The organism is Stenotrophomonas sp. 57 (genome assembly GCF_030291075.1).
In the GTDB taxonomy this organism is placed as follows: Bacteria; Pseudomonadota; Gammaproteobacteria; order Xanthomonadales; family Xanthomonadaceae; genus Stenotrophomonas.
This window is the reverse complement of record NZ_CP127407.1, coordinates 3,315,865-3,337,205: the sequence shown is the minus strand read 5'-3', so window position 1 is coordinate 3,337,205 and position 21,341 is coordinate 3,315,865. Positions and strand designations below refer to the sequence as shown.

Sequence of the window (21,341 nt, the reverse complement as noted above, 5' to 3'; positions counted from 1 at the left end):
GGCGACATAGATAAGGAAAGCGCGATGTTCCCGACCATGTTCTTTACCGTGGTACTGGCCTTCGTGGCCGTGGTGATCCTGTTCAAGGCGGTGCGGATGGTGCCGCAGGGGTACGAATGGACCGTCGAGCGCTTCGGGCGCTACACGCACACCATGACCCCCGGCCTGCACTTCCTGATCCCGATCGTGTACGGGGTGGGACGCAAGGTGAACATGATGGAACAGGTGCTGGATGTACCCAGCCAGGAAGTGATCACCAAGGACAATGCCGCCGTGCGCGTGGATGGCGTGGTGTTCTTCCAGGTCCTGGATGCTGCCAAGGCGGCCTATGAGGTGGCCAACCTGGAAGTGGCGATGATCGCCCTGGTGCAGACCAATATCCGTACCGTGATCGGCTCGATGGACCTGGACGAATCGCTCAGCCAGCGCGAGGTGATCAACGCCCAGCTGCTGAGCGTGGTCGACCATGCCACCAACCCGTGGGGCGTGAAGGTCAACCGCATCGAGATCCGTGATATCCAGCCGCCGCGCGACCTGCTGGATGCGATGGCGCGGCAGATGAAGGCCGAACGCGAGAAGCGCGCGCAGATCCTGGAAGCCGAAGGCTCGCGGCAGTCGGAAATCCTGCGCGCCGATGGCGAGAAGCAGGCCACCGTGCTGGAAGCCGAAGGCCGCCGCGAGGCTGCGTTCCGCGATGCCGAGGCCCGCGAGCGCCTGGCCGAGGCCGAAGCCAAGGCAACCCAGATGGTGTCGGCGGCAATTGCCGAAGGCGACGTGCAGGCGATCAACTACTTCGTGGCCCAGAAGTATGTGGAAGCATTCAAGGAGCTGGCCAGTTCGCCGAACCAGAAGCTGGTGCTGATGCCGATGGAGGCCAGCGGTGTGATCGGTTCGATCGCCGGCGTGGCCGAACTGGCCAAGCAGGCACTGGGCGACCAGAACAACAAGGCCGCGGGCAAGCGACCGCCGCCGATCGGAGGCTGACATGCGCTGGGAGGTCGTAGGCTGGGGCGCGCTGGCACTGCTGCTGTTCGCCGCCGAGGCGCTGGCGCCGGGTGCGTTCATGCTGTGGATCGGCATCGGCGCGGCGGCGGTGTTCGTGCTGGTGGCGGTGTTCAGCGGCATTCCATTGCTGTGGCAGGTCGTTGCCTTCGTCGTGCTGAGCGTGGTCGCGATCCAGTGCTATCGGCGCTGGGGCAAGGCAAGGGCGCGGCCCAGCGATGCGCCCTTGCTCAACCGCCGTGCCGAGCAGCTGGTCGGCCGGGTGGTGCCCTTGCAGCAGGGCATCGTCGATGGGCTGGGCCGGGTCAGCATCGATGATGCGTACTGGCTGGTCAGCGGCCCGGAACTGCAGGCCGGCAGCCTGGTGCGGGTGGTGGCGGTGCAGGGCACGGTGCTGGTGGTCGAGGACGCAGGCCGCCCCCTGTAGAGCCGAGCCCACGCTCGGCTCCCCCACGAAAAGCAGCCGGGCATGGGCTCGGCTCTACAGCGCCGGCGCTGCGCTGCGGCACGCCTGCGGCCGACCGATCTGGGATAATGGGGATTCTTGTTTCCTCTGCTGCCGGACCCGGTCATGACCCAGAAGACGCTGCTCAACGATACCCACCGCGCCCTCGGCGCCAAGATGGTCGATTTCGGGGGTTGGGACATGCCCATCCACTACGGCTCGCAGCTGGACGAGCACCACCTGGTGCGTCGCGAGGCGGGTGTGTTCGACGTCAGCCACATGACCGTGGTCGACCTGCGCGGTGACCAGGTCAAGCCGTTCCTGCGCCGCCTGCTGGCCAACTCGATCGACAAGCTGAAGGTGCCGGGCAAGGCGCTGTACTCGTGCATGCTGAATCCGCGCGGCGGCGTCATCGACGACCTGATCGTCTACTACCTGGGCGACGATTTCTTCCGCATGGTGGTCAACGCCTCCACCCGCGAAAAGGACCTGGCCTGGCTGCGTGAGCAGGCCGCGCCGTTCGGCGTCAGCGTCGAGCAGCGCCCGGACCTGGCCATCCTGGCCGTGCAGGGCCCGCAGGCGCGCGACATCGTGATCGGCCTGGCCCGCGAATCCGAGCGCGAGGCGCTGACCAAGCTGGGCCGCTTCGCTGCCCTGCAGGTGCAGTCCGACGACGGCATCGAGCTGTTCGTTGCCCGCACCGGCTACACCGGCGAGGACGGTTTCGAGATCCTGCTGCCGCAGGATGCCGTGGTCGCGTTCTGGAACCGCCTGCTGGCAGCGGGCGTGAAGCCGGCCGGCCTCGGTGCGCGCGACACCCTGCGCCTGGAAGCCGGCATGAACCTGTACGGCCAGGACATGGACGAAGAGATCAGCCCGTACGAAGCGGCGCTGGCCTGGACCGTGTCGCTGGACGAAGGCCGCGACTTCATCGGCCGCGACGTGCTGGAAGTGCAGAAAGCCGCCGGCACCGCGCGCCAGATGATCGGCCTGGTGATGGACGAGAAGGGCGTGCTGCGCCACGGCCAGGCGGTGACCACCGCGGGCGGCCAGGGCGAGATCCTGTCCGGCACCTTCTCGCCGACCCTGGCCAAGGGCATCGCTTTCGCCCGCGTACCGGCCGGTGAACTCGGCGAAGTCACCGTCGACATCCGCGGCCGGCAGGTGCCGGTGCGCGTGGTCAAGTTCCCGTTCGTGCGCGAAGGCCAGGCCCAGCCCGGCGTGCTCGCCGACGCCTGATCCGAACATGCCGGTCGTCACTGACAGCAGTGACGGCCGGTTGGTTACACTAGCCCCGTTTTTTCCACCCCTGCATATCTCTGGAGCAGTCCCATGAGCGAGATCCCCGGCGACCTCAAGTTCCTCAAGTCCCATGAGTGGGCCCGTGTCGAAGGCAATGGCCGCGTCACCGTCGGTATTTCCGACCACGCCCAGGGCCTGCTGGGTGACCTGGTCTACGTCGAACTGCCGGAAGTCGGCGCCGACGCCAAGGCCGGCGAACAGATCGCCGTCGTCGAGTCGGTGAAGGCCGCCTCGGACGTCTACAGCCCGGTCAGCGGCAAGGTTGTCGAGGTCAACTCGGCCCTGTCCGACAAGCCGGAAACCATCAACGAAGATGCCTACGGCGAAGGCTGGATGTTCGTGGTCGAACTGACCAACGCCGAAGAGGTCAACGAGCTGCTGGATCCGGACGCGTACGCCGAAGCCCTGGAGAACGACGACCACTGAGTCGTCGTTTCCGGGTTCTGCAACGGCCACCATCGGGTGGCCGTTTTTGTTTTGGCGAGTACGTTGGACTCATGACGCAGGGTTTGCTGCGCGCCCTCGACGCGGCATCAGCAGACCCGCGAACGGTACCGAGGAATGTGCGCAGTTTTGCGCAAATCCGCGTTTCCACCCCGCGCCGGCGCGTCCGGATGTGAAAACTTTCCGCCCCCCGTTGCGGTGCCGTTGTGCTGGCGTTGGTGCGGGCGGCGACCGCTGCTGGCGATGCGTGCATGCAGTGGCTGCCAACATGCATGCATCTGCGCGGAGTGCTTATTTCAAGTGCTTTTTGTTCAACGCGTGCGTTGTTGTTGTTGCAGGCAACGTGCGTGCGTGGCGCTTTGCTGGTCGTCGAACGCGGAGCGTGGCGACCGTGCGGGCACCACCGTGGATGGCGCGGATGTGAAAATTTTTCGCGGGGGTTGTTGACAGTAAAAAAAACCGTGATTAGGTTTCGCCTCAGCAGACCTTGCCTGCCCAACCGAGTGCGCAGAATCAATCGTCCGATGCGAAGCAGCCCCTTCAAGACCACCGCGACCCAGATGACGGTGGACATGGCCCCGCTTCCCCCGGAGAAATGCAAGGCACCTTCCGTTCCGATGCCCGCTCCGCCGATCGAGGCGGGCATTGCCGTATCCGTAACGGCGCGCCTGACGCGCCGGCGGTCCCCGCACGCAGCATCCGCGGGTTTGATCCACCTGGGCGTTTCAACTCCCTATCACTGACGAGGAGCCATCCCATGGCAACCAAGAAAGCTGCGAAGAAGAAGCCCGCCGCCAAGAAAGCGGTGAAGAAGGTCGCGAAGAAGGCCGCTGCCAAGAAGGCAGTGAAGAAGGTCGCGAAGAAGGCGACCGCCAAGAAGGCAGTGAAGAAGGCTGCGAAGAAGGTCGCCAAGAAGACCACTGCGAAGAAGGCAGTGAAGAAGGCGGCAAAGAAGGTAGCCAAGAAGTCCACTGCCAAGAAGGCCGTCAAGAAGACCGCGAAGAAGGCCGCCAAGAAGGTAGCCAAGAAGGCCACCAAGAAGACTGCCAAGAAGGCAACGGCCCGCAAGCCGGCAAAGAAGGTCGCCAAGAAGGCCACTGCCAAGAAGGCCGTCAAGAAGACCGCCAAGAAGGCAGTCAAGAAGACCGCGAAGAAGGCCACCAAGAAGGCTGCCCCGAAGAAGGCAGCGAAGAAGGTTGCCAAGCGCAAGCCGGCCGCCCGCAAGAAGAAGGCCGCTCCGGTCGCTCTGCCGGCAACCCCGGCGCCGCTGATCTAAGTACTTCCCGATAGCCGCATCCTGAAACCCCCTTCCCTGGCTGCCCAGCGGGGAGGGGGTTTTTTTATGGGGTGATTTCTGGCGTCGAGCCATGCTCGACGGCCTTTCTGATGATTGACGCTAGCGGTGCGGCACCGGTGGAAAGCGCTCAACCAGGAAATCGATGAAGCTGCGCAGGCGGGTCGAGCGATAGCGGTCATGGGCGTAGACCACGTGCATCGGCCGCCCAGCCTGGCCGTGCTCCGGGAACAGCTGCACCAGACGCCCGGCACCGACGTCCTCGGCCAGGAGCAGCGCCGACTGCAGGACGATGCCCATGTCACGCAACGCCGCTGAGCGCAGCGCTTCGCCGTTGTTGATCCGCAGGCGACCCGAGGGCACATGGTCGAGCCCGCCAGCATCGGCGCGCAACCACTGCGCCAACGCGCTGGGTTCGAAGGACAGGCATTGATGCCGGGAAAGTGCCTGCAGGTCGGAAGGCGTACCGTGCCGGGCGAGGTATCCGGGCGAGGCGCACATCATCAATCGATACGGCGTCAGCGCACGTGCGACCAGCGCGCTGCTGTCGGCCAACGTGCCGATTCGCAGGGCGGCTTCGAAACCTTCCTCGGCGAGGTCGACGACGCGGTCGGTCAGCTCCGCGTCGACACGCACGTCGGGATGGCGCGCCATGTAATCGGCCAATGCCGGTACCAGCGCATGCGTGCCGAAGATCACCGGTGCGCTGATGCGCAGCGTGCCTGCCGGTGCCAGGTGCTGGTGCTGGGCCTGCGCATCGGTTTCCTCCACCAGCCGCAGGATCTCCCGGCAGCGGGCGTAGTAGTCCTCGCCGAACGGCGTCATGTGCTGGCGCCGGGTGGTACGACTGAGCAACTGCATGCCGAGCCGCGCCTCCAATGCACGCAGGTGTTTGCCGGCCATCGTCGCGGAGATGTCCAGTGCTGCTGCCGCAGCGCTGAGACTGCCCTTGTCCACGATCAGCACGTAGACCTGCATGCTTTCCAGCAGGTTCATCTGACACCCCAGGTGTTGAATGCTGGAACCTGTGCGGAGTTTATCAATCAGGGGTGATCAAACAGCATGCATCGCACGGGCCGGAGGCACCGGCCGTGCTGACAGGAGAGCACCATGGATCTGAAACTTGAGGGACGTACTGCACTGGTCACCGGGGCGGGCAGCGGCATCGGTGCCGCTGTCGCCAGGCAACTGGCCGCACAGGGCGTGCGTGTCGCCCTCTCGTCACGGCGGCAGCCACCGCTGCAGGCGCTGGCGGCAGAGATCGAAGCGACGGGCGCACCCGCGCCGATCATCCTGCTGGGCGATGTCACCGACGCCGGGGACGTGCGCCGCATCGCCGACGCCGCGCTGGCAGCGTTGCAGCGGGTGGACGTCCTGGTCAACGCAGCTGGTGGCTCGCGGCCAACAACCGTCGATGCCGCCGACATGATCTGGGAGGAGGCAATGGCGCTGAACTTCTCTGCCGCACGACGGCTGACCCAGGCACTGCTGCCGGCGATGCAGGCGCAGGGATGGGGGCGGGTGATCAACTTCAGTGGCTCGATGGAGCCGCGCGCAGTGAACGCGGCCACGGCGGCCAAGGCGGCACTGCATCTGTGGAGCAAGGGTCTGTCGTCCGAGGTGGCCGGGCAGGGCATCACGGTGAACGCAATCGCGCCAGGACGGATCAACAGCCCGCAGATTCTTGATCGCCTGCATCCCACCGAGGACAGCCGGCGCGAATTCATTGCGCGCAACATTCCGATCGGGCGCTTCGGCGAGCCGGATGAAGTGGCGCCGCTGGTGGCCTTCCTGGCTTCGCCGCTGGCCGGCTACATCACCGGTGCGGTGATTCCGGTGGACGGCGGCATGCACTACTTCGCGCACTAGCCCTGCGGAGCTGTAGAGCCGAGCCCATGCTCGGCTGCCTTGCGCCAGAATTCCGCTCAGCCGAGCACGGCTCGGCTCTACACAACAACAAAAAGGGCGGCCCATGGGCCGCCCTTCATGCTTACGGTCGAGCCCGCCTGATCAGCGCGGGGACGCCACCGCGCGGTTGCTCGAGGCACCCTTGCCCTTGCGCTTGTCCTGCTGCGCCGGGGTTGCGCCTTCGGCCATCAGGTTGTCGCTGCCGAAGTCGGTGTCCACATCCAGCCAGCGCTGCGCCGGCAGGCCGAGCGCGGAATCGAGCACGGTCGGCAGCAGGCCGCTGGGCAGGCCGCTTTCGCCGTTCCACAGGATGGCGATGCCGAGATCGCGTTCCGGCACCAGTGCCACCAGGCCGCGGTAGCCCTGCACGGCACCGGCATGGAACACCACGTCGTGGCCGGCGTAGTCGAAGGTGCGCCAGCCCAGTGCGTAGCCGGCCGAGTGCAGGCGCTCGCGGCGCCAGCCCGAACGCATCTCGCCGGGAGTGTTGATCAGGCTGGAGTGCAGGGTGGCCAGCAGCGGCGCCGGCAGCACGTCAGGGCGGTGCCCGGTGTGGGCGAGCAGCCACTGCGCCATGTCGCTGGCGCTGGCATTGACGCCGGCCGCCGGGGCGACGCGGTAGTAGGTCGGCTTCGGCGTCAGCGACACCCAACCGTTGCGGCTGCGCACGTGCGGACGCGCCCAGCGCGAGCTGGCCTGGATGCCAGCCAGGCCGAGGCTGGCGTCGTTCATGCCCAGCGGCTTGAAGATGCGGCGCTCGACCGACTGCTCGTAGAAGCTGCCGGAAGCGGCGTAGACAACGTCGCCGATCAGGCTGAAGGCCACGTTCTGGTAGGCGTAGCAGTCGCCCGGCAGGCATTTCAGGCTGGTGTTGGCCAGCTTCTGGGTCAGCGAGTAGTACTCGGCGTTGCCTTCGATGTCGCGGTCGTAGGCGTTGTAGGGCAGGCCGACGCGGTGGCTGAGCACATCGGCCACCGTCAGGCGGTCGGTGGCTTCGGGCGAGTTCAGGCGGAAGCCCGGTACGTAGTCGGTGACCTTGCTGTCCCAGCGCAGGGTGCCGTCGTTGACCAGCAGGCCGGCCATGGTGCCGGCGAAGGCCTTGGACAGCGACGCCAGGCGGAACACGGTGTGCGCATCGACCGGCAGCGGATTGTTGACGTCGGTAACGCCATAGCCGCGCGCGCTGAGAATGCGGCCGCCCTGCACGATCGCCACCGCCATGCCCGGCACGCGCTCGCCATAGGTGAGCTGCTGCGCCATCGACTCGATGTTGGCGACGTTGAAGCCGGCAGCCGGCGCCTGCACCTGCGGTACCAGGCCGGTGCGGTAGGCCGCGGGCTGGGTGTGGGCAACGGCGGTGGCGGCAGCGGACTCGATGTTGGCCGGCATCGGCGGCAACGGCGGCGGGGTCTGCGCGGTGGTGGACAAGGCAACAGGCATCAACATGCCCAGCAAACCGGTGGCCGCCGAACGGATCGGACGACGCAGGCTGTTCTTTTTCATCGGTTGGACCCGTGCGCGACTGCTTATGGCGATTCTAGCGCCGCTTTTCCTCTATGCACAAACAAAGCGAAGATGAATGCGCATCTCGTTGAAAAAGTTGGAATTTTGACGCTCCGGAAGCGTGTGTCGGAACGTGTCATCCGGGCCCGGTCATGACACTGCGTTGCAGCCTTCAGACGGCCACCTGCTGGCGATGTTGCAGTGCATTGGATAACGTACGCGCTTCACCGCCCCCGGAGCCTGCCATGCCGCTGTCCAACCGCCGTCTTCTGGCGAGGGACACCGCGTGAGCGCGGTGAAGGGCAAGGGGCCGCTGCGTGGGCTGATGGCGGCACTGCGCGAGTCACCGGCGCTGTGGTGGTCGTTCCTGTATTTCTTCTGCCTGCTCAGCGGCTACTACGTGCTGCGCCCGGTGCGCGAGGCAATGGCCGCATCGGCCGACCTGGAGACGGTGTTCCCACCGCTGCTGATCGCCTGGTTCGGAAGCCATGGCATCGCACTGAAGGACTTCGTGCTGCAGTTCCTGTTCACCTGCGTGTTCGTGATCATGCTGGTGCTGCAGCCGGTCTATGGCTGGTTGGTCAGCCGCTTCCCGCGGCGGGTGTTCCTGCCGGCGGTGTACGGCTTCTTCATCGTCACCCTGCTGGGTTTCTACGCGTTGTTTGATAGCGACGTGCCGGGGCGAGGCATGGCGTTCTTCTTCTGGATCAGCGTCTTCAACCTGTTCGCGGTGGCCGTGTTCTGGAGCTTCATGGCCGATGTGTTCTCCAATGCGCAGGCACGGGCCTATTACGGCTACATCGGCGCAGCGGGCACGATCGGTGCCTTCCTCGGTCCGTTCATCACCAGCGTGCTGGTGCAGCGGGTGGGTATTGCCAACCTGATGCTGGTATCCACCGGATTCCTGATGGTCTGCCTGTTCTGCATCTGGCGCCTGCGGCACTGGGCGGTGCTGCGCGAGCGTGAGCAGCGGCTGATGTCGGGAGAAAAGCCGATGGGCGGTAGTGTGCTCGATGGCCTCAAGCTGATCGTTCGCGAACCCCTGCTGCGCTGGCTGGCGATCATGGTGCTGTTCGGTGTGGGCATTGGCACCCTCCTGTACAACCAGCAGGCCACGATCGTGCGTGCCTCATTCAATGATGCAGGCGCCGCCACCGCGTTCTTCTCGCGCATCGACCTGGCCGTGAACGCGCTGGCGCTGTTGATGCAGCTGGGGCTGACCCGCTGGCTGCTGTCGCGCCATGGCATTGCACCGGCGCTGCTGATTCCCGGCTTCGCGATCCTGATCGGCTTCTCGGTGCTGGCCGCTTCGCCGATGCCCTTGCTGGTGGCGGTGGTGCAGGTGATGACCCGCGCCAGCGAGTTCGCCCTGGCCAAGCCGGCACGCGAGACGATCTACACCCGCGTGGACCGCCAGTGGCGCTACAAGGCCGGTGCGGCGATCGACACCGTGGTCTACCGCGGTGCGGACCTGAGCTTTGCCTGGGTGCACAAGGGCCTGTCATTGTTCGGCTCGCACGTAGTGTTCATCGGCGGCATGCTGGTGGCCGCGTGCATGACCGCCGCCGCGTTTGGCGTGCTGCGCGAAGAAAAGAAACTGCCACGCGACCGCTGATTTTCCGGGGTCAGATCCCTTTCCCGCGGGGAAAGGGATCTGACCCCATTCTTCTTCCCCGTCCAAGGAACCGCCCATGTACTGGATCGCACTCGCCCTGACCTTGCTGGTCGCACTGCTGCACGTCTATTTCCTGGTGCTGGAGATGTTCCTGTGGACCCGCCCGCTGGGCCTGAAGACGTTCCGCAACACAGCGGAGAAGGCCGAGATCACGCGCGTGCTGGCGGCCAACCAAGGGCTGTACAACGGCTTCCTGGCGGCGGGCATCGTGGTGGGACTGGTGATCGACCAGCCGGTGCTGGTGACGTTCTCGCTGGCGTGCGTGGTGGTGGCCGGGTGTTACGGCGCGTACAGCGTAAGCCGCCGCATTTTCATGATCCAGGCGCTGCCGGCGATCCTGGCGCTGGTTCTTCGCGCGGTGGCGTAGTTTCCAGCCAACGGCGCAGCCCCTCGTGGGTGGTCGCGGAATGCGGGTCATGGGTTGGGTGTGGCGGATGGGCCGTGCAGGGGACGCTGCAAGTACGTCCCTTTAAGCTCGATGGCGCCATCCATGGCGCCAACGCCCCTGCACGGCCCACCCGCCACACCCCTGACAGGTTCCGCGTGCGGCCAGCCCACGGAGAAGAAAAAGAAGAGCAACAGCAACAGCGGATCGCTGCGCTCGTGGGTTCTGCGCGCATGAAAAAGCGGCCGGTGGGCCGCTTTTGCTTTTGCTTTTGCTCTTCTTTTTTCTCTTGCGTGGGTGGACGCCACAGAGATCTGTCAGAGGTCGGAGGGGTGGGGCCGGGCGGGGTATCCGCGCCATGGATGGCGCGGCTAAGCCTACAGGGGTGAGGGCGCTTTGCTTGCGAAGCATTGCTTCGCAAGCGACCGAACGCACAGCCGCCAGCGGCTGGGCCGGGCCCCGGAGGGGTACTTGCGGCGTCCCCGCATGGCCCCACCCCTCCGGCCCAACCGATAAACCGCTTTCGCCGTCCACCCACGAGGGGCTGCGCCGTTCGCGGGAACTTACTTCGCCGGCGACATCCACATGTCGATGACCGCGCTGAACACTTCCGTCTCCGCGCGGTCGCGCACGCTCACCGTCACCGGCAGCGCATAGCCCTCGGCCGCGACGACAATCGGTTGTGCCGGCAACGCCACCGCCTGCAGCGTGCCACGTGCCTTCGCCAGGTACTGCACCTGCATCCCCTTCGGAATCCAGCGCATGCCCTTCGGCAGCGATGCATCCACCATCAGCCCGGCGGTCAGCTCGGCCAGGTTGCACATCGCGATCGCGTGCACCGTGCCGATGTGGTTGCGCACCTTGCGGCGGTCGGCCAGCGTGCCTTCGCAGCGGCCGTGTTCCAGGCGGGTGATGCGTGGCGCGATGCTGGCGAAGTAGGGCGCCTTGAAACACACCGCGCGCGAGAACAGCCAGGGGCCAGCGGGCCAGCGCTGCAGGCGGTGATAAAGCGAAAGCAGGGGCGTGGACATGATCGGTTTCCGGTCGGCGGATAGAACGACGGCGGGCCGAGGCCCGCCGTCGAAGGCAACGCGTGTCGCGGGCGATCAGGCCGCCTGCGAATGCGGGTCCTTGTGCTGGCGGTCGTAGTAGCTGGCCGCGCGCAGTTCGTGGGTGTCGAAGTCGTCCACGGTGATGGTGTCCAGGGTCAGCGTGCGCAGCTCTTCCAGCAGGCTGCGCTCGTCCTGGGTGATCACGCCTTCAGCCACGGCCTCGTCCAGCTGCGCCTTGAAGTCCAGCGCTTCGATGCCCTTGCTCTTCAGCGCCTTCAGGAACTTGCGCTCCACCGGCTCGGCCATGATCGCCTTGCTCAGGTAGCTGTTGATGCGGCCACCCGGGTTGTTCTCGCACGGGGTCAGGAACACGCCACTGGCCAGGCGGTCGCGGGCTTCGTTCGGCGCCATCAGCAGGGCGGCGACGCGGCGGCTCAGGCGGTCGCCCGGGGCTTCGGCACGACGGCCCAGCGGGAAGATCAGCGCCCACATCAGCCAGCCGATCGGACGGATCGGGAAGTTGCGCAGCGCCGCCGACAGCGACTCTTCGATCTTGTGCACGCTGTCATGGAACGCCCAGGCCAGCAGCGGCTGGTCGGCCTGCGGTGCGCCTTCGTCGTGGTAGCGCTTGAGCATGGCGCTGGTCATGTAGACATGGCTCAGCACGTCGCCCAGGCGCCCGGACAGCGATTCCTTGAACTTCAGCTTGCCGCCGAGGGTCATCATCGAGATGTCGGCCATCAGCGCCAGGTTGGCCGAGTAGCGGTCCAGCTTGCGGAAGTAGCGGCGGGTGTAGGCGTCGCCCGGGGCGGCACCGAAGCGCGCACCGGTCAGGCCGAACCAGAACGAACGCACCGCATTGGAGATGCCATAGCGGATGTGGCCGAACAGGCTGCGGTCGAAGTCCTGCAGGCCGGCACGGGTGTCCGGATCCTGCGCGGCCTTCATTTCCTTCAGCACCCACGGGTGGCAGAGGATCGCACCCTGGCCGAAGATCAGCAGGCTGCGGGTCATGATGTTGGCGCCTTCCACGGTGATCGCGATCGGCGCGGCCTGCCAGCTGCGGCCAGCGAAGTTGCGCGGCCCCAGGATGATGCCCTTGCCGCCGATCACGTCCATCATGTCCGAGATCACTTCGCGGCTCATGCTGGTGCAGTGGTACTTGGCGATCGCCGAGGGCACCGACGGCACGTCGCCACGGTCGACCGCTGCAGCGGTGGCCTGCGACAGCGCGCTGATCTTGTAGGCCTTGCCGCCGATGCGGGCCAGCGCTTCTTCCACGCCTTCGAAGCGGCCGACCGACAGGCCGAACTGCTTGCGGATGCGTGCGTAGGCGCCGGTCACGGCAGCACCGGCCTTGGCACCGCCGCTGGCGGTGGAGGGCAGGGTGATCGAACGGCCCACGGCCAGGCACTCGTTGAGCATGTTCCAGCCCTTGCCGGCCATGGCTGCGCCACCGATCAGCTGGGTCAGCGGAATGAACACGTCCTTGCCGCGGATCGGGCCGTTCTGGAACGTCGAGTTCAGCGGGAAGTGGCGACGGCCGATCTCAACGCCGGCAGTGTCACGCGGCAGCAGGCCCAGGGTGATGCCGATGTCGCGGGTATCGCCGATCAGGCCGTCCGGATCGTACATGCGGAAGGCCAGGCCGATCAGCGAAGCGACCGGGGCCAGGGTGATGTAGCGCTTGTCGAAGGTCAGCTTGACGCCGAGCACCTGCTCGCCGTGCCACTCGCCCTTGCAGACGATGCCGTAGTCCGGAATGGAGGTGGCGTCGGAACCGGCGAACGGACCGGTCAGGCCGAAGCACGGCACTTCGCGGCCATCGGCCAGGCGCGGCAGGTACTGGTCCTTCTGTTCCTGGGTGCCGTAGTGCACCAGCAGTTCACCCGGGCCCAGCGAGTTCGGCACGCCGACGGTGGAGCTGACCACCGAGGACACCGAGGCCAGCTTCTGGATGACCTTGTGGTGGGCCAGCGCGGAGAAGCCGAGGCCGCCGTATTCCTTCGGGATGATCATGCCGAAGAACTTGTTCTTCTTGATGAAGGCCCACAGCTCCGGCGGCAGGTCGGCATGGACGTGGGTGATTTCCCAGTCGTTGACCATCGCGCACAGCTCTTCGACCGGGCCATCGAGGAAGGCCTGCTCTTCAGCGGTCAGCTGCGGCTTGGGGTAATTCAGCAGGATGTTCCAGTCCGGGTCACCGGTGAACAGCTCGCCTTCGAAACCGACCGAGCCGGTTTCCAGCGCGATGCGCTCGGTCTGCGACAGCGGCGGCAGCACCTTGCGGAACACCTTCATCATCGGACCGGTCAGCAGCGGCTTGCGGATGAACGGCAGCAGCAGCGGCACGGCGATGACCGCCAGCACGGCGGCCGCAACGATCGTGGCGGTCTGGTTGACGTAGGGCACGAACCAGCAGACGGCCAGCAGGGCCAGGCTGATCAGCGTCCAGGTCAGCAGGCGCATGCGGTGGTAGGCGACGAACGCGCCTGCCAGCAGCAGGGCGAGGAAGGGAAGAACGATGCTCATGAGCGTGCTCCGGTGACGTGCTCGTTTGTGGCGGACGAAGCTGCAGCATCCGCTGCGGGCAACACGTCCAGATAGTCCAACACAGTAGCGGTAAAGGCGTCGTTGTCATCGCCTGCGACCATGTGCGTGGCCTGCGGCAACTGTACGTGGCGCGCGTGCGGCGCCAATGCCAGGAATTCGGCGACGGTCTGCGGGGTGACCAGATCGCTGCGGCCACCACTGACCAGCAGCAGCGGGCACTTCACCTGCCGTGCGGCCTCGGCCAGCGCGTCCTGGTGCTGCTCGCTGTCGCGGGCCAGTTCGGCCACCAGGCGCGGATCCCAGTGCCAGCGCCAGCGGCCGTGGCCATCCTCGTGCAGCAGTGCACGCAGCGACTGCTCGGACTTGCGCGGGCGGTGCGGCATGTACGCGGAGATGACATCGGCGGCCTGGGCCAGCGAGGCAAAGCCATCGGGATGGGCGGTCATGAAGGCGAGGATGCGCTCGACGCCGGCGGTATCCCAGCGCGGGGTGATGTCCACCAGCACCATTGCCGAGAACAGGCCCGGCCAGCGCGATTCGGCCAGCAGGCCGAACAGGCCGCCCATCGAGGCTGCGACCAGCACCGGCGGACGCGGCTGTTCCCCGGCCAGCACGATCAGGTCATCAGCGAACTGTTCGCCGTGATAGGGCAGTTCGGCGGCATTCCAGTCGGAATCGCCGTGGCCGCGGGCGTCGTACGCCAGGGTCTGCAGCCCAGCGGCGTTCAGTGCGCGCGCAGTGGCATTCCATGCGTGGCGGGTCTGGCCGAAGCCGTGCGCGAACAGCACCCGGCCACGTCGGCCATGGTCGCTGACGGTCGCGGCCAGGCGCGCGCCATGGGCGGCGTCCAGGCGCAGATCATGGAACGCAGCGGGAGTAGGGGACGTAACCATACTTGATAGTATGGATTGCTTGAAGGGGAAGTCAATACTGTACGGTATGGTGCAATGCGGCAGGCGGTCGGCAGGGGGCGCGACGGTTTCGGCCGTAACCGCGTACTGCAACGAACCCCTGCGTATGGTTAAATCAGCGCATGAATCAACCTGACGCTTCCGCCGGCGAACCGCGCGCCGGCCGCAACAGCCGCCTGAGTGCCGAAGACTGGGCCCAGGCCGCTCTCGATCTGATTGCTGAACAAGGTGTGGGTGCCGTCGCGGTGGAACCGTTGGCGCGGCGCCTGGGCGTGACCAAGGGCAGCTTCTACTGGCACTTCCCTTCGCGGGATGCCTTGCTGCAGGCGGCCCTGGAACGCTGGGAGCTGTTCGAACAGGAGCAGGTGTTCGGCAGCCTTGAGGATGTGCCGGATCCGCGCGTGCGCCTGCGTCAGCTGTTCCAGATGGTCGCGCATGAAGTGCAGCCGCACATCATCTACAGCGAGCTGCTGAAGGCGCTGGACCACCCGATGGTGCGCCCGGTGATCGACCGGGTGTCGCAGCGCCGCCTCGACTATCTGATCGCCTCGTTCCGCCAGGCCGGGCTCAGCTCGACCGATGCGCGCCACCGTGCACGCCTCGCCTACGCCGCCTATGTCGGCTTCCTGCAGTTGTCGCTGCAGTTGCAGCAACCCAAGCAGGCGCGCGAGGATTTCGAAGCCTACGTCGAGCACCTGATCGAGACGCTGATTCCGAACGGTTGAGGCCGCCGCACGGGAACATGCAAAAGGCCGCAGCCCAGCTGCGGCCTTTTTGTTTTTGCATTGCGCTGATCCTGGCTGCCGGCCGCACAACGGAAACGGGGCCCCGAAGGGCCCCGTTTGCAGTTCTGCTGCTTACACCCGTGCTTCCATCAGAAGCGCTGGCGGTACTCCATGTACATGTAGCGCCCCGGGGTGTCGTACTGGTAGTCGAAGGAGTTGGCGAAGGCCTGGGTGGCCACCGGCGGTTCCTTGTTGAACACGTTGGTCAGACCGACCGAGACGGTACCGTTCCACGGCAGGTTATAGCGCACCTGCAGGTCGTGGTAGGTGGTAGCGGCCAGGTGGTTTTCCGGATCCGCACGGCCTTCCAGGCCGATCTTGTCCGGATTGCTGCACAGCTCAGCCACGCCCGGGAACTTGCAGTTCTCGTTCAGGCCCGAGAAGTAACGCACCGTCCAGCTCACGCCGAAATCACCGTAGGTCCAGTTGGCGGTCAGGTTCGAGCGGATGCGCCACACCGGCGTGTCGCGGGTGTAGGTGCCGACTTCAGACGGATCCCAATCCGAGTCCGGGGTGGCCTTCTGGCGGTAGTTGCTCATGTAGACGCTGTCCCACACGAACGAGAACGAGCCATAGCGGGTATCCGGCAGCTGGTAACGCATGGTCAGGTCGTAACCTTCCACTTCCAGCTCACCCAGGTTCTGCAGGTAGCGGGCCATGTAGGTGATCTGGCCGAGTGCATTACGGGTCAGGCCCGAGTTGCCCAGCACGTTGCACCAGCCGGCGTTGCCCTGCACATAGCACTGCTCGAGCATGTAGTCGGCGGTCGGACGGCTGATCACGTCCTTGATGTTGATCTTCCACCAGTCCAGCGACACGTCGAAGCCGCGCACGAAGCTTGGGCTGTAGACGATGCCCAGGCTCTTGGAGGTCGAGGTTTCCGGGCTCAGCTCCTGGTTCGACTTCCACTCGAACGGCCATGCGGTCTGGCCGCCGTAGCCCTCGCGCTGCTGGTAGCTGGCCGGAATGCCTGCTGCGGCACAGCGGGCAGCAACGGCGGCGTTGCTGATGTACGGGCTGCCGATCGAGCACGGATCGCCGTAGCTGTCGTAGGCCTCACCGGCACCACCGAACAGGTTGGAAATGGACGGGGCACGGAAGCCCTCGGCCCAGTTGCCGCGGACCATCAGGTCTTCGATCGGCTTCCACTTGAATCCGAACTTGCTGTTCAGGGTCGAACCGAAGTTGCTGTAGTCCGAACGACGGGTGGCGGCGCTCAGTTCCAGCGACTTGGCACCCGGCAGGTCCTTCAGCAGCGGCACGGCCAGTTCCAGGTAGACGTCGGTCAGGTCGTAGGCGCCGGAGGTCGGCTTGCGGCCATTGCCCGAGCTCAGACCGGCCGCCACGAACGCGTCGGGCATGTCGTAGCCCGATTCCTTGCGGCGTTCCACACCGGCGGCGAAGCCCATCATGCCGCCCGGCAGTTCGACGATGTCGCCGGACAGGTTGGCGGTGAACGACTTGGACTTGTTCTGGAACTTGTCCTTGGCGTTGAACAGGATGTAGTCGAGCTGGTCCTGCGGCATGGTGCCGGCGCTGGTGAACGGGTTGAACGGCACGCAGCCTGCGATGACAGCACCCGGTGCGCCGCACTTGACCACGCCGTCGGTATCCAGGAAGGACGCACCGGTGGCCTGGTACAGGTTGCCCATGTTCACGTCGCCAACCTGGGTGTCGACCTGGTCGGACACGTTGTAGGCGGCACCCGCATCCCAGTTGAAGTAGCGGCCGGCCACTTCGAACGAACCTTCAAGGCCACCATACCAATGGAAGGTCTTGACGTCCTGCTCGTAGTAACGGTCCTGTTCGACCAGACGACGGTTCCAGTTCAGTTCGCGCGGATTGTCGGTCAGGCGGGTCGGGTTGTAATAACTGTCGGCCGACAGGCCCTGGTTGCCACCGAGGTAGCTGCCCGCGCTCAGCGGGTAACCAGCCAGCTGCTGGGCCGACAGGCGCTGGTTGTACAGCGCGTCGGTGCGCAGGGAGATCGAATCGGTCAGGTCGTAACGACCCTGGATGTAGATCGACTTGCGCTCCTGCGGCGTGCGCAGGTAGTTGTCCTTGGCGTAGTTGTACGAGTCGGCCGAGCTGAAGTTGTGGAAGTTGGCCAGATTGGTGCCGTCGGCACCCGCATTGATCACGCGGCGGTTGAGCCCCGCACGCGCAGCGGTAGCCGGGTCGTCGCTGCCGGCCAGGTCGCTCCATGCATCGTAATTGTCGGTGCCGACGCCATCGATGGTCAGGTCCCACAGGCCGCCGGAAGAGGTCTGGCTGCTGTACTGCGAAGCGCCCAGGCCGTACACCGGATCGCGCGAGATCTTGCGCGCACCGGCCATGACGGGTTTTTCCTTCACGTAGCTGGCGCCGAACACCAGGCTGCTGCGGTCGTTGCTGCTGCCCAGGGTCAGGTCCAGCGCCTGGCGCTCGCCGTCACCCTTGCTGAACTGGCCGTAGTAGACGTGCGCTTCGCCACCGTTGAAGTTGTCGCGGGTGATGATGTTCACCACGCCGGCGATCGCGTCCGAACCGTAGATCGAAGAGGCGCCGTCCTTCAGCACTTCAATGCGCTCGACGATGGCGGTCGGGATGGTGTTCAGATCGACGGTACCGTCCAGGGCCTGGACCCAACGACGGCCGTTGACCAGCACCAGGGTGCGCGAGGAACCCAGGTTGCGCAGGTCGACACCGGCCGAGCCGTCGCCACCGTTGTTGAACTGGGTGTTGATGGCTGCACCGTTGGTGGCGATCTGCTGCAGCACTTCGGCAACGTTGGTACGGCCGGTCTGCTGGATCGTTTCGCGGGACAGGGTCAGGACCGGCTGCTGCGTTTCCAGGTCGACCGAGCGGATGCGCGAACCGGTGACCTGGATGCGATCCAGGTTGGTCGCACCTGAGGCGGCCTCCTGGGCCTGGGCGGTCGCGATGGAGGCACCGGCGACCAGCGCGATGACAACTGCATCGCGCAGCGTGTTGGACTTCAAATTCATTGGCTCTCTCTCTCCAAGGAAATCTTGGCTGGGTGATTGCCTGCGTGCGGAGCGAAAAAAGTGGCTCCAAAAAACGCGAGGCTGAACCGATAGTAACGGCGCCCCTTGGAAAATTAAAGCTGCGTTAATTTTGGGTGTTGACTATCTTTACACCGCACTGAATCGTTGCGATTCAATGATTTGCACGGCCTGCTTGGCACCGTTTCGTGATCACGACCGTGTTTTGTGATCATATTCGTTTCTTTTGATACATTTCGCTGTGTTTCGGAATGTATCAAATCGGGTGTATTCCGCCGCCTGCGGTACCTGCAGAAACAGGAAAGGCGCCCGGAGGCGCCCTGCGTCGGTTGCAGTGATGCTGCGCGCTGATGGCCCGATTACAGATCCTGCTCGTAGCGCACGTACGGCACGGTGCCGTCGTCGTTGCTTTCGTTGCGCGGCGAGAACGGGTTCTTGCCGCGGCTGATCACGTTTTCGGCGCCCACCGTCAACTGGCCGGACCACGGCGTGCGCCAGGTCAGGCCAATACCCAGCCCTTCCCATTTGCCGGGCTTGCCGGGCACGTCGATGACGCGGCCGATGATGCTGCCGGTGAAGTTGCCGTAGCCGGCGCCGATGCTCAGGCTCTTGCTGTCCCAGCGATCAGCGATCGCCGGCGAAGCATCGGCCAGCGGCACCAGGCGCGCCTTGGCGTAGGTGCCGGCAATGGACACGAAGCCTTCGCGACCGATGTTCTTCTGCGCGAAAACCGTCAGGTCATTCTGTTCGGCACGCAGGGCCGGCGTCTTGTTTGGACCGGCCAGCCAGGCCGGCAGGGTTTCACGGCCGGTGCCAGCGGTGATGCCCAGCCGGTTGTTGCCACGGTTCAGCGCGGCGGTGCCGGTGAAGCGGCGGCTGTTGAGGTCATCGTCGTCGCCGAGGCTGGCCAGCATGCAATGACTGGCCAGGCCGCTCATGCTGGTTCCGCTGCTGCTGTTGCAGAGCAGGCCCAGCGAATCGCCGGAGGACAGGCCGAAGGCCGCATCCAGCGAGTTGCGGCCGAAGTGCCAGCGGGCGCCGGCGGCCTGTTCGCCGGTGGGCTCCAGGTACAGCAGGGCCTCGACCTTGCCGCTGCCCTTGTTCCACACCGGCAGGACGGTCCGGGTGTCCTTGCTCTGCGCGTGCACGCCCGTGATCGCGCCAAGGGCGATCATCAGGGCCAGCGGTAGACGCAGGAAGGTACGCATCGGACCAGTTCAGACAGGGACGGACAACGGAAGTTCCCGCAGAAACGGGAACCTGATCGTAGGGTGTTTATGAATTCTTAACAAGCCTTGATCCCCCCAGATGCAAGACAAGCCGTTACTGAAGCCGTTCAGGCGCCGGTACAGTCCCCTCGGCACCGTGGAACAGTATGCCGAACTCCGTCAAAGGAAAGTGATACTCCCGCCCGCAGAATTCGCAACGGACCTCGACGGCGCCGGTGTCCAGCGCCGCGGCACGGGCCTCGTCCTCGCCCAGCGACTGCAGCATCGATGCGACCCGCTCGCGGGAACAGGAGCAGGCGAAGGACAGCGGCTTGTCGCCCATCAGTTCCGGCTTCTCTTCGTGGAACAGGCGGTGCAGCAGCTGCTCGGCCGGGGTGGCCAGCAGCTCGGCCTTGGCCAGGGTCTCGAACAGGGCGCTGGCACGTGCCCAGCCGTCCTCGTCGCCCTCGTCGCCCGGCAGCTTCTGCAGCAGCAGGCCCGCGGCACCGTTGCGGTCGGCGGCCAGCAGCAGGCGGGTCGGCAGCTGTTCGGACTGGCGGAAGTAGTCCTCGAAGGCTTCGTCCAGCTCCGGCGCGGTCAGCGCGACCAGGCTCTGGTAGCGCTGCGGCTCGCGCGGGTCCAGGCCCGGGTTCTCGATGGTGATCGCGAGCAGGGCGTCATCACCCAGGCTGGACAGGTCGCGCGGCGCATCGGCGCCCTCGCTGAGCTGGGCGATGCCGCGCAGGGTGCCGGCGGCGGTGCATTCGGCGAACAGGGTGCGCAGGGCGGTGCTGCTGCGCAGCTGGATCGACAGGCGCCCATCGATCTTGGTATGGCCAGTGAACAGCGCCGAGGCAACACAGGCCTCGCCGAGCAGTTCGGCAGCGGTGTCCGGGTACGCGGCGTGGGACAGGATTTCCTGCCAGGTGGCCTGCAGGCGCACGTGGACGCCACGGACGCCAGCGTCGGGCAGCAGGAAGCGGATCAGGGAATCGGGGTTGGCGGTCATCGGCTCACATCGCGCGTAAACGGGGGCGGTTGCCGGATAATGCGCCGACAACCAGATAGAAGAAGGATGCACCAGTAATGGGGGCAGGGGGAGAGCAGCACAAGGTGGAAGCCGTAGCAGAAGGCCCACGCCGCAGGCGCTGGCGCTGGAAACGGCTGCTGTGGCTGCCGGTGCTGCTGGCTGCTTTCAGCTGCCTGCAGGTCCTGGTGCTGCGGTTCATCGACCCGCCGGTGTCCACGGTGATGCTGTGGCGCTATGGCGAGGCGCTGGGCGAGGCCGATTGGTCCTATCGCCTGCATTACCAGTGGCGCGACCTGGACCAGATGGCGCCGAGCCTGCCGATCTCGCTGGTGGCGGCCGAAGACCAGCGCTTCCCCGACCACAACGGTTTCGACCTGCAGGCCATTGAGAAGGCCCGCGACCACAATGCCAAGGGCGGGCGCCTGCGCGGTGCCAGCACGATCAGCCAGCAGGTGGCCAAGAACCTGTTCCTGTGGCAGGGCCGCAGCTGGATCCGCAAGGGCCTGGAAGTCTGGTACACGGTGCTGATCGAAGCGTTGTGGCCGAAGGAGCGTATCCTGGAGATGTACGCCAACATCGCCGAGTTCGGCGACGGGGTGTACGGCGCGCAGGCGGCGGCCCGGAAATTCTGGGGCAAGGACGCGGCGCGGCTGAGCCCGGCCGAGAGCGCGCGGTTGGCGGCGGTGCTGCCGGCACCCCGGCGCTACAACGCGGCCGCGCCCGGGCCTTACGTGCAGCGGCGTGCCGCCTGGATCCAGCGCCAGGCGTGGCAGCTGGGTGGCGCCGCGTACCTGTCGGACGAGTGAGCGCGCGCTGCCTGATCTGCGGGCGGCGGCAAC

At 65.7% G+C, this 21,341-nt stretch carries 18 protein-coding genes; 10 read left to right on the top strand and 8 right to left on the bottom strand.

Features of this window, described 5'->3' with window-relative positions; translation table 11 throughout:
- Window positions 1–24: 24 nt before the first annotated feature.
- From QP512_RS15405 to QP512_RS15385, 5 genes are all read left to right on the top strand, one after another.
- Window positions 25–984 carry an SPFH domain-containing protein gene (locus QP512_RS15405; RefSeq protein ID WP_049431762.1) on the top strand — a complete coding sequence of 320 codons (960 nt, stop codon included), beginning with the start codon at window positions 25–27 and terminating at the stop codon, window positions 982–984.
- A gap of 1 nt (window position 985) precedes the next feature.
- Window positions 986–1,429 carry an NfeD family protein gene (locus QP512_RS15400; RefSeq protein WP_286069495.1) on the top strand — a complete coding sequence of 148 codons (444 nt, stop codon included), beginning with the start codon at window positions 986–988 and terminating at the stop codon, window positions 1,427–1,429.
- Window positions 1,430–1,573: 144 nt separating this feature from the next.
- Window positions 1,574–2,686, top strand: a complete 1,113-nt coding sequence (gene gcvT / locus QP512_RS15395) for a glycine cleavage system aminomethyltransferase GcvT (protein ID WP_286069493.1) — start codon at window positions 1,574–1,576, stop codon at window positions 2,684–2,686.
- A 93-nt stretch (window positions 2,687–2,779) separates the two neighbouring features.
- On the top strand, window positions 2,780–3,175 hold the full coding sequence (gene gcvH / locus QP512_RS15390) for a glycine cleavage system protein GcvH (RefSeq protein WP_286069492.1): 396 nt from the start codon (window positions 2,780–2,782) through the stop codon (window positions 3,173–3,175).
- A 613-nt stretch (window positions 3,176–3,788) separates the two neighbouring features.
- A complete protein-coding gene (locus QP512_RS15385; protein ID WP_286069490.1) occupies window positions 3,789–4,469 on the top strand; it encodes a histone in 681 nt (226 codons plus the stop codon).
- 120 nt (window positions 4,470–4,589) lie between these two features.
- On the opposite strand, the gene QP512_RS15380 is transcribed toward QP512_RS15385, so the two are convergent.
- Window positions 4,590–5,483, bottom strand: a complete 894-nt coding sequence (locus QP512_RS15380; RefSeq protein WP_286069489.1) for a LysR substrate-binding domain-containing protein — start codon at window positions 5,481–5,483, stop codon at window positions 4,590–4,592.
- A 114-nt stretch (window positions 5,484–5,597) separates the two neighbouring features.
- Between QP512_RS15380 and QP512_RS15375 the strand changes: the two genes are divergently transcribed.
- Window positions 5,598–6,356, top strand: a complete 759-nt coding sequence (locus QP512_RS15375; protein WP_286069488.1) for an SDR family oxidoreductase — start codon at window positions 5,598–5,600, stop codon at window positions 6,354–6,356.
- 141 nt (window positions 6,357–6,497) lie between these two features.
- Here the strand turns inward: QP512_RS15375 and QP512_RS15370 are convergent, their stop codons facing one another.
- Window positions 6,498–7,898: a serine hydrolase domain-containing protein gene (locus QP512_RS15370; protein ID WP_286069486.1), complete on the bottom strand. Its 1,401-nt coding sequence runs from the start codon at window positions 7,896–7,898 to the stop codon at window positions 6,498–6,500.
- Window positions 7,899–8,223: 325 nt separating this feature from the next.
- Here QP512_RS15370 and QP512_RS15365 point away from each other — a divergent pair, with 325 nt between their 5' ends.
- Window positions 8,224–9,513: an MFS transporter gene (locus tag QP512_RS15365; RefSeq protein WP_286072055.1), complete on the top strand. Its 1,290-nt coding sequence runs from the start codon at window positions 8,224–8,226 to the stop codon at window positions 9,511–9,513.
- Between the two features lie 76 nt (window positions 9,514–9,589).
- Window positions 9,590–9,940, top strand: a complete 351-nt coding sequence (locus tag QP512_RS15360; protein ID WP_286069485.1) for a DUF1304 domain-containing protein — start codon at window positions 9,590–9,592, stop codon at window positions 9,938–9,940.
- Window positions 9,941–10,521: 581 nt separating this feature from the next.
- Here the strand turns inward: QP512_RS15360 and QP512_RS15355 are convergent.
- From QP512_RS15355 to QP512_RS15345, 3 genes are all read right to left on the bottom strand, one after another.
- On the bottom strand, window positions 10,522–10,989 hold the full coding sequence (locus tag QP512_RS15355; RefSeq protein ID WP_286069484.1) for a hotdog fold domain-containing protein: 468 nt from the start codon (window positions 10,987–10,989) through the stop codon (window positions 10,522–10,524).
- Between the two features lie 75 nt (window positions 10,990–11,064).
- Window positions 11,065–13,542, bottom strand: a complete 2,478-nt coding sequence (locus QP512_RS15350) for an acyl-CoA dehydrogenase (protein ID WP_286069483.1) — start codon at window positions 13,540–13,542, stop codon at window positions 11,065–11,067.
- Window positions 13,539–14,456, bottom strand: a complete 918-nt coding sequence (locus tag QP512_RS15345; protein ID WP_286069482.1) for an alpha/beta hydrolase — start codon at window positions 14,454–14,456, stop codon at window positions 13,539–13,541. Before QP512_RS15345 ends, QP512_RS15350 begins: the two co-directional genes overlap by 4 nt.
- A gap of 140 nt (window positions 14,457–14,596) precedes the next feature.
- Between QP512_RS15345 and QP512_RS15340 the strand changes: the two genes are divergently transcribed.
- Entirely contained in the window at window positions 14,597–15,199 is a 603-nt protein-coding gene (locus tag QP512_RS15340; protein ID WP_006464233.1) for a TetR/AcrR family transcriptional regulator, read from the top strand.
- Between the two features lie 149 nt (window positions 15,200–15,348).
- Here the strand turns inward: QP512_RS15340 and QP512_RS15335 are convergent, their stop codons facing one another.
- The 3 genes from QP512_RS15335 to QP512_RS15325 form a co-directional block, all read right to left on the bottom strand.
- A complete protein-coding gene (locus QP512_RS15335; protein WP_286069478.1) occupies window positions 15,349–18,246 on the bottom strand; it encodes a TonB-dependent receptor in 2,898 nt (965 codons plus the stop codon).
- Between the two features lie 377 nt (window positions 18,247–18,623).
- Window positions 18,624–19,439 carry a hypothetical protein gene (locus QP512_RS15330; protein ID WP_286072054.1) on the bottom strand — a complete coding sequence of 272 codons (816 nt, stop codon included), beginning with the start codon at window positions 19,437–19,439 and terminating at the stop codon, window positions 18,624–18,626.
- A 148-nt stretch (window positions 19,440–19,587) separates the two neighbouring features.
- Complete coding sequence (locus QP512_RS15325) at window positions 19,588–20,481, bottom strand: Hsp33 family molecular chaperone HslO (protein WP_286069477.1); 894 nt, start codon at window positions 20,479–20,481, stop codon at window positions 19,588–19,590.
- Window positions 20,482–20,558: 77 nt separating this feature from the next.
- Between QP512_RS15325 and mtgA the strand changes: the two genes are divergently transcribed.
- Entirely contained in the window at window positions 20,559–21,308 is a 750-nt protein-coding gene (mtgA, locus tag QP512_RS15320) for a monofunctional biosynthetic peptidoglycan transglycosylase (RefSeq protein ID WP_286069476.1), read from the top strand.
- Window positions 21,309–21,341: the final 33 nt, after the last annotated feature.

What these genes read in the sequence shown, in the direction of transcription:
- QP512_RS15370 (WP_286069486.1), bottom strand. Translation starts at nt 7,898, where the DNA reads ATGAAAAAGAACAGCCTGCGTCGTCCGATCCGTTCGGCGGCCACCGGT.
- mtgA (WP_286069476.1), top strand. Translation starts at nt 20,559, where the DNA reads ATGGGGGCAGGGGGAGAGCAGCACAAGGTGGAAGCCGTAGCAGAAGGC.
- QP512_RS15380 (WP_286069489.1), bottom strand. Translation starts at nt 5,483, where the DNA reads ATGAACCTGCTGGAAAGCATGCAGGTCTACGTGCTGATCGTGGACAAG.
- QP512_RS15385 (WP_286069490.1), top strand. Translation starts at nt 3,789, where the DNA reads ATGCAAGGCACCTTCCGTTCCGATGCCCGCTCCGCCGATCGAGGCGGG.
- QP512_RS15375 (WP_286069488.1), top strand. Translation starts at nt 5,598, where the DNA reads ATGGATCTGAAACTTGAGGGACGTACTGCACTGGTCACCGGGGCGGGC.
- QP512_RS15355 (WP_286069484.1), bottom strand. Translation starts at nt 10,989, where the DNA reads ATGTCCACGCCCCTGCTTTCGCTTTATCACCGCCTGCAGCGCTGGCCC.
- QP512_RS15350 (WP_286069483.1), bottom strand. Translation starts at nt 13,542, where the DNA reads ATGAGCATCGTTCTTCCCTTCCTCGCCCTGCTGCTGGCAGGCGCGTTC.
- QP512_RS15365 (WP_286072055.1), top strand. Translation starts at nt 8,224, where the DNA reads ATGGCGGCACTGCGCGAGTCACCGGCGCTGTGGTGGTCGTTCCTGTAT.
- QP512_RS15340 (WP_006464233.1), top strand. Translation starts at nt 14,597, where the DNA reads ATGAATCAACCTGACGCTTCCGCCGGCGAACCGCGCGCCGGCCGCAAC.
- QP512_RS15360 (WP_286069485.1), top strand. Translation starts at nt 9,590, where the DNA reads ATGTACTGGATCGCACTCGCCCTGACCTTGCTGGTCGCACTGCTGCAC.
- QP512_RS15400 (WP_286069495.1), top strand. Translation starts at nt 986, where the DNA reads ATGCGCTGGGAGGTCGTAGGCTGGGGCGCGCTGGCACTGCTGCTGTTC.
- QP512_RS15325 (WP_286069477.1), bottom strand. Translation starts at nt 20,481, where the DNA reads ATGACCGCCAACCCCGATTCCCTGATCCGCTTCCTGCTGCCCGACGCT.
- QP512_RS15405 (WP_049431762.1), top strand. Translation starts at nt 25, where the DNA reads ATGTTCCCGACCATGTTCTTTACCGTGGTACTGGCCTTCGTGGCCGTG.
- QP512_RS15330 (WP_286072054.1), bottom strand. Translation starts at nt 19,439, where the DNA reads ATGATCGCCCTTGGCGCGATCACGGGCGTGCACGCGCAGAGCAAGGAC.
- gcvH (WP_286069492.1), top strand. Translation starts at nt 2,780, where the DNA reads ATGAGCGAGATCCCCGGCGACCTCAAGTTCCTCAAGTCCCATGAGTGG.
- gcvT (WP_286069493.1), top strand. Translation starts at nt 1,574, where the DNA reads ATGACCCAGAAGACGCTGCTCAACGATACCCACCGCGCCCTCGGCGCC.
- QP512_RS15345 (WP_286069482.1), bottom strand. Translation starts at nt 14,456, where the DNA reads ATGGTTACGTCCCCTACTCCCGCTGCGTTCCATGATCTGCGCCTGGAC.
- QP512_RS15335 (WP_286069478.1), bottom strand. Translation starts at nt 18,246, where the DNA reads ATGAATTTGAAGTCCAACACGCTGCGCGATGCAGTTGTCATCGCGCTG.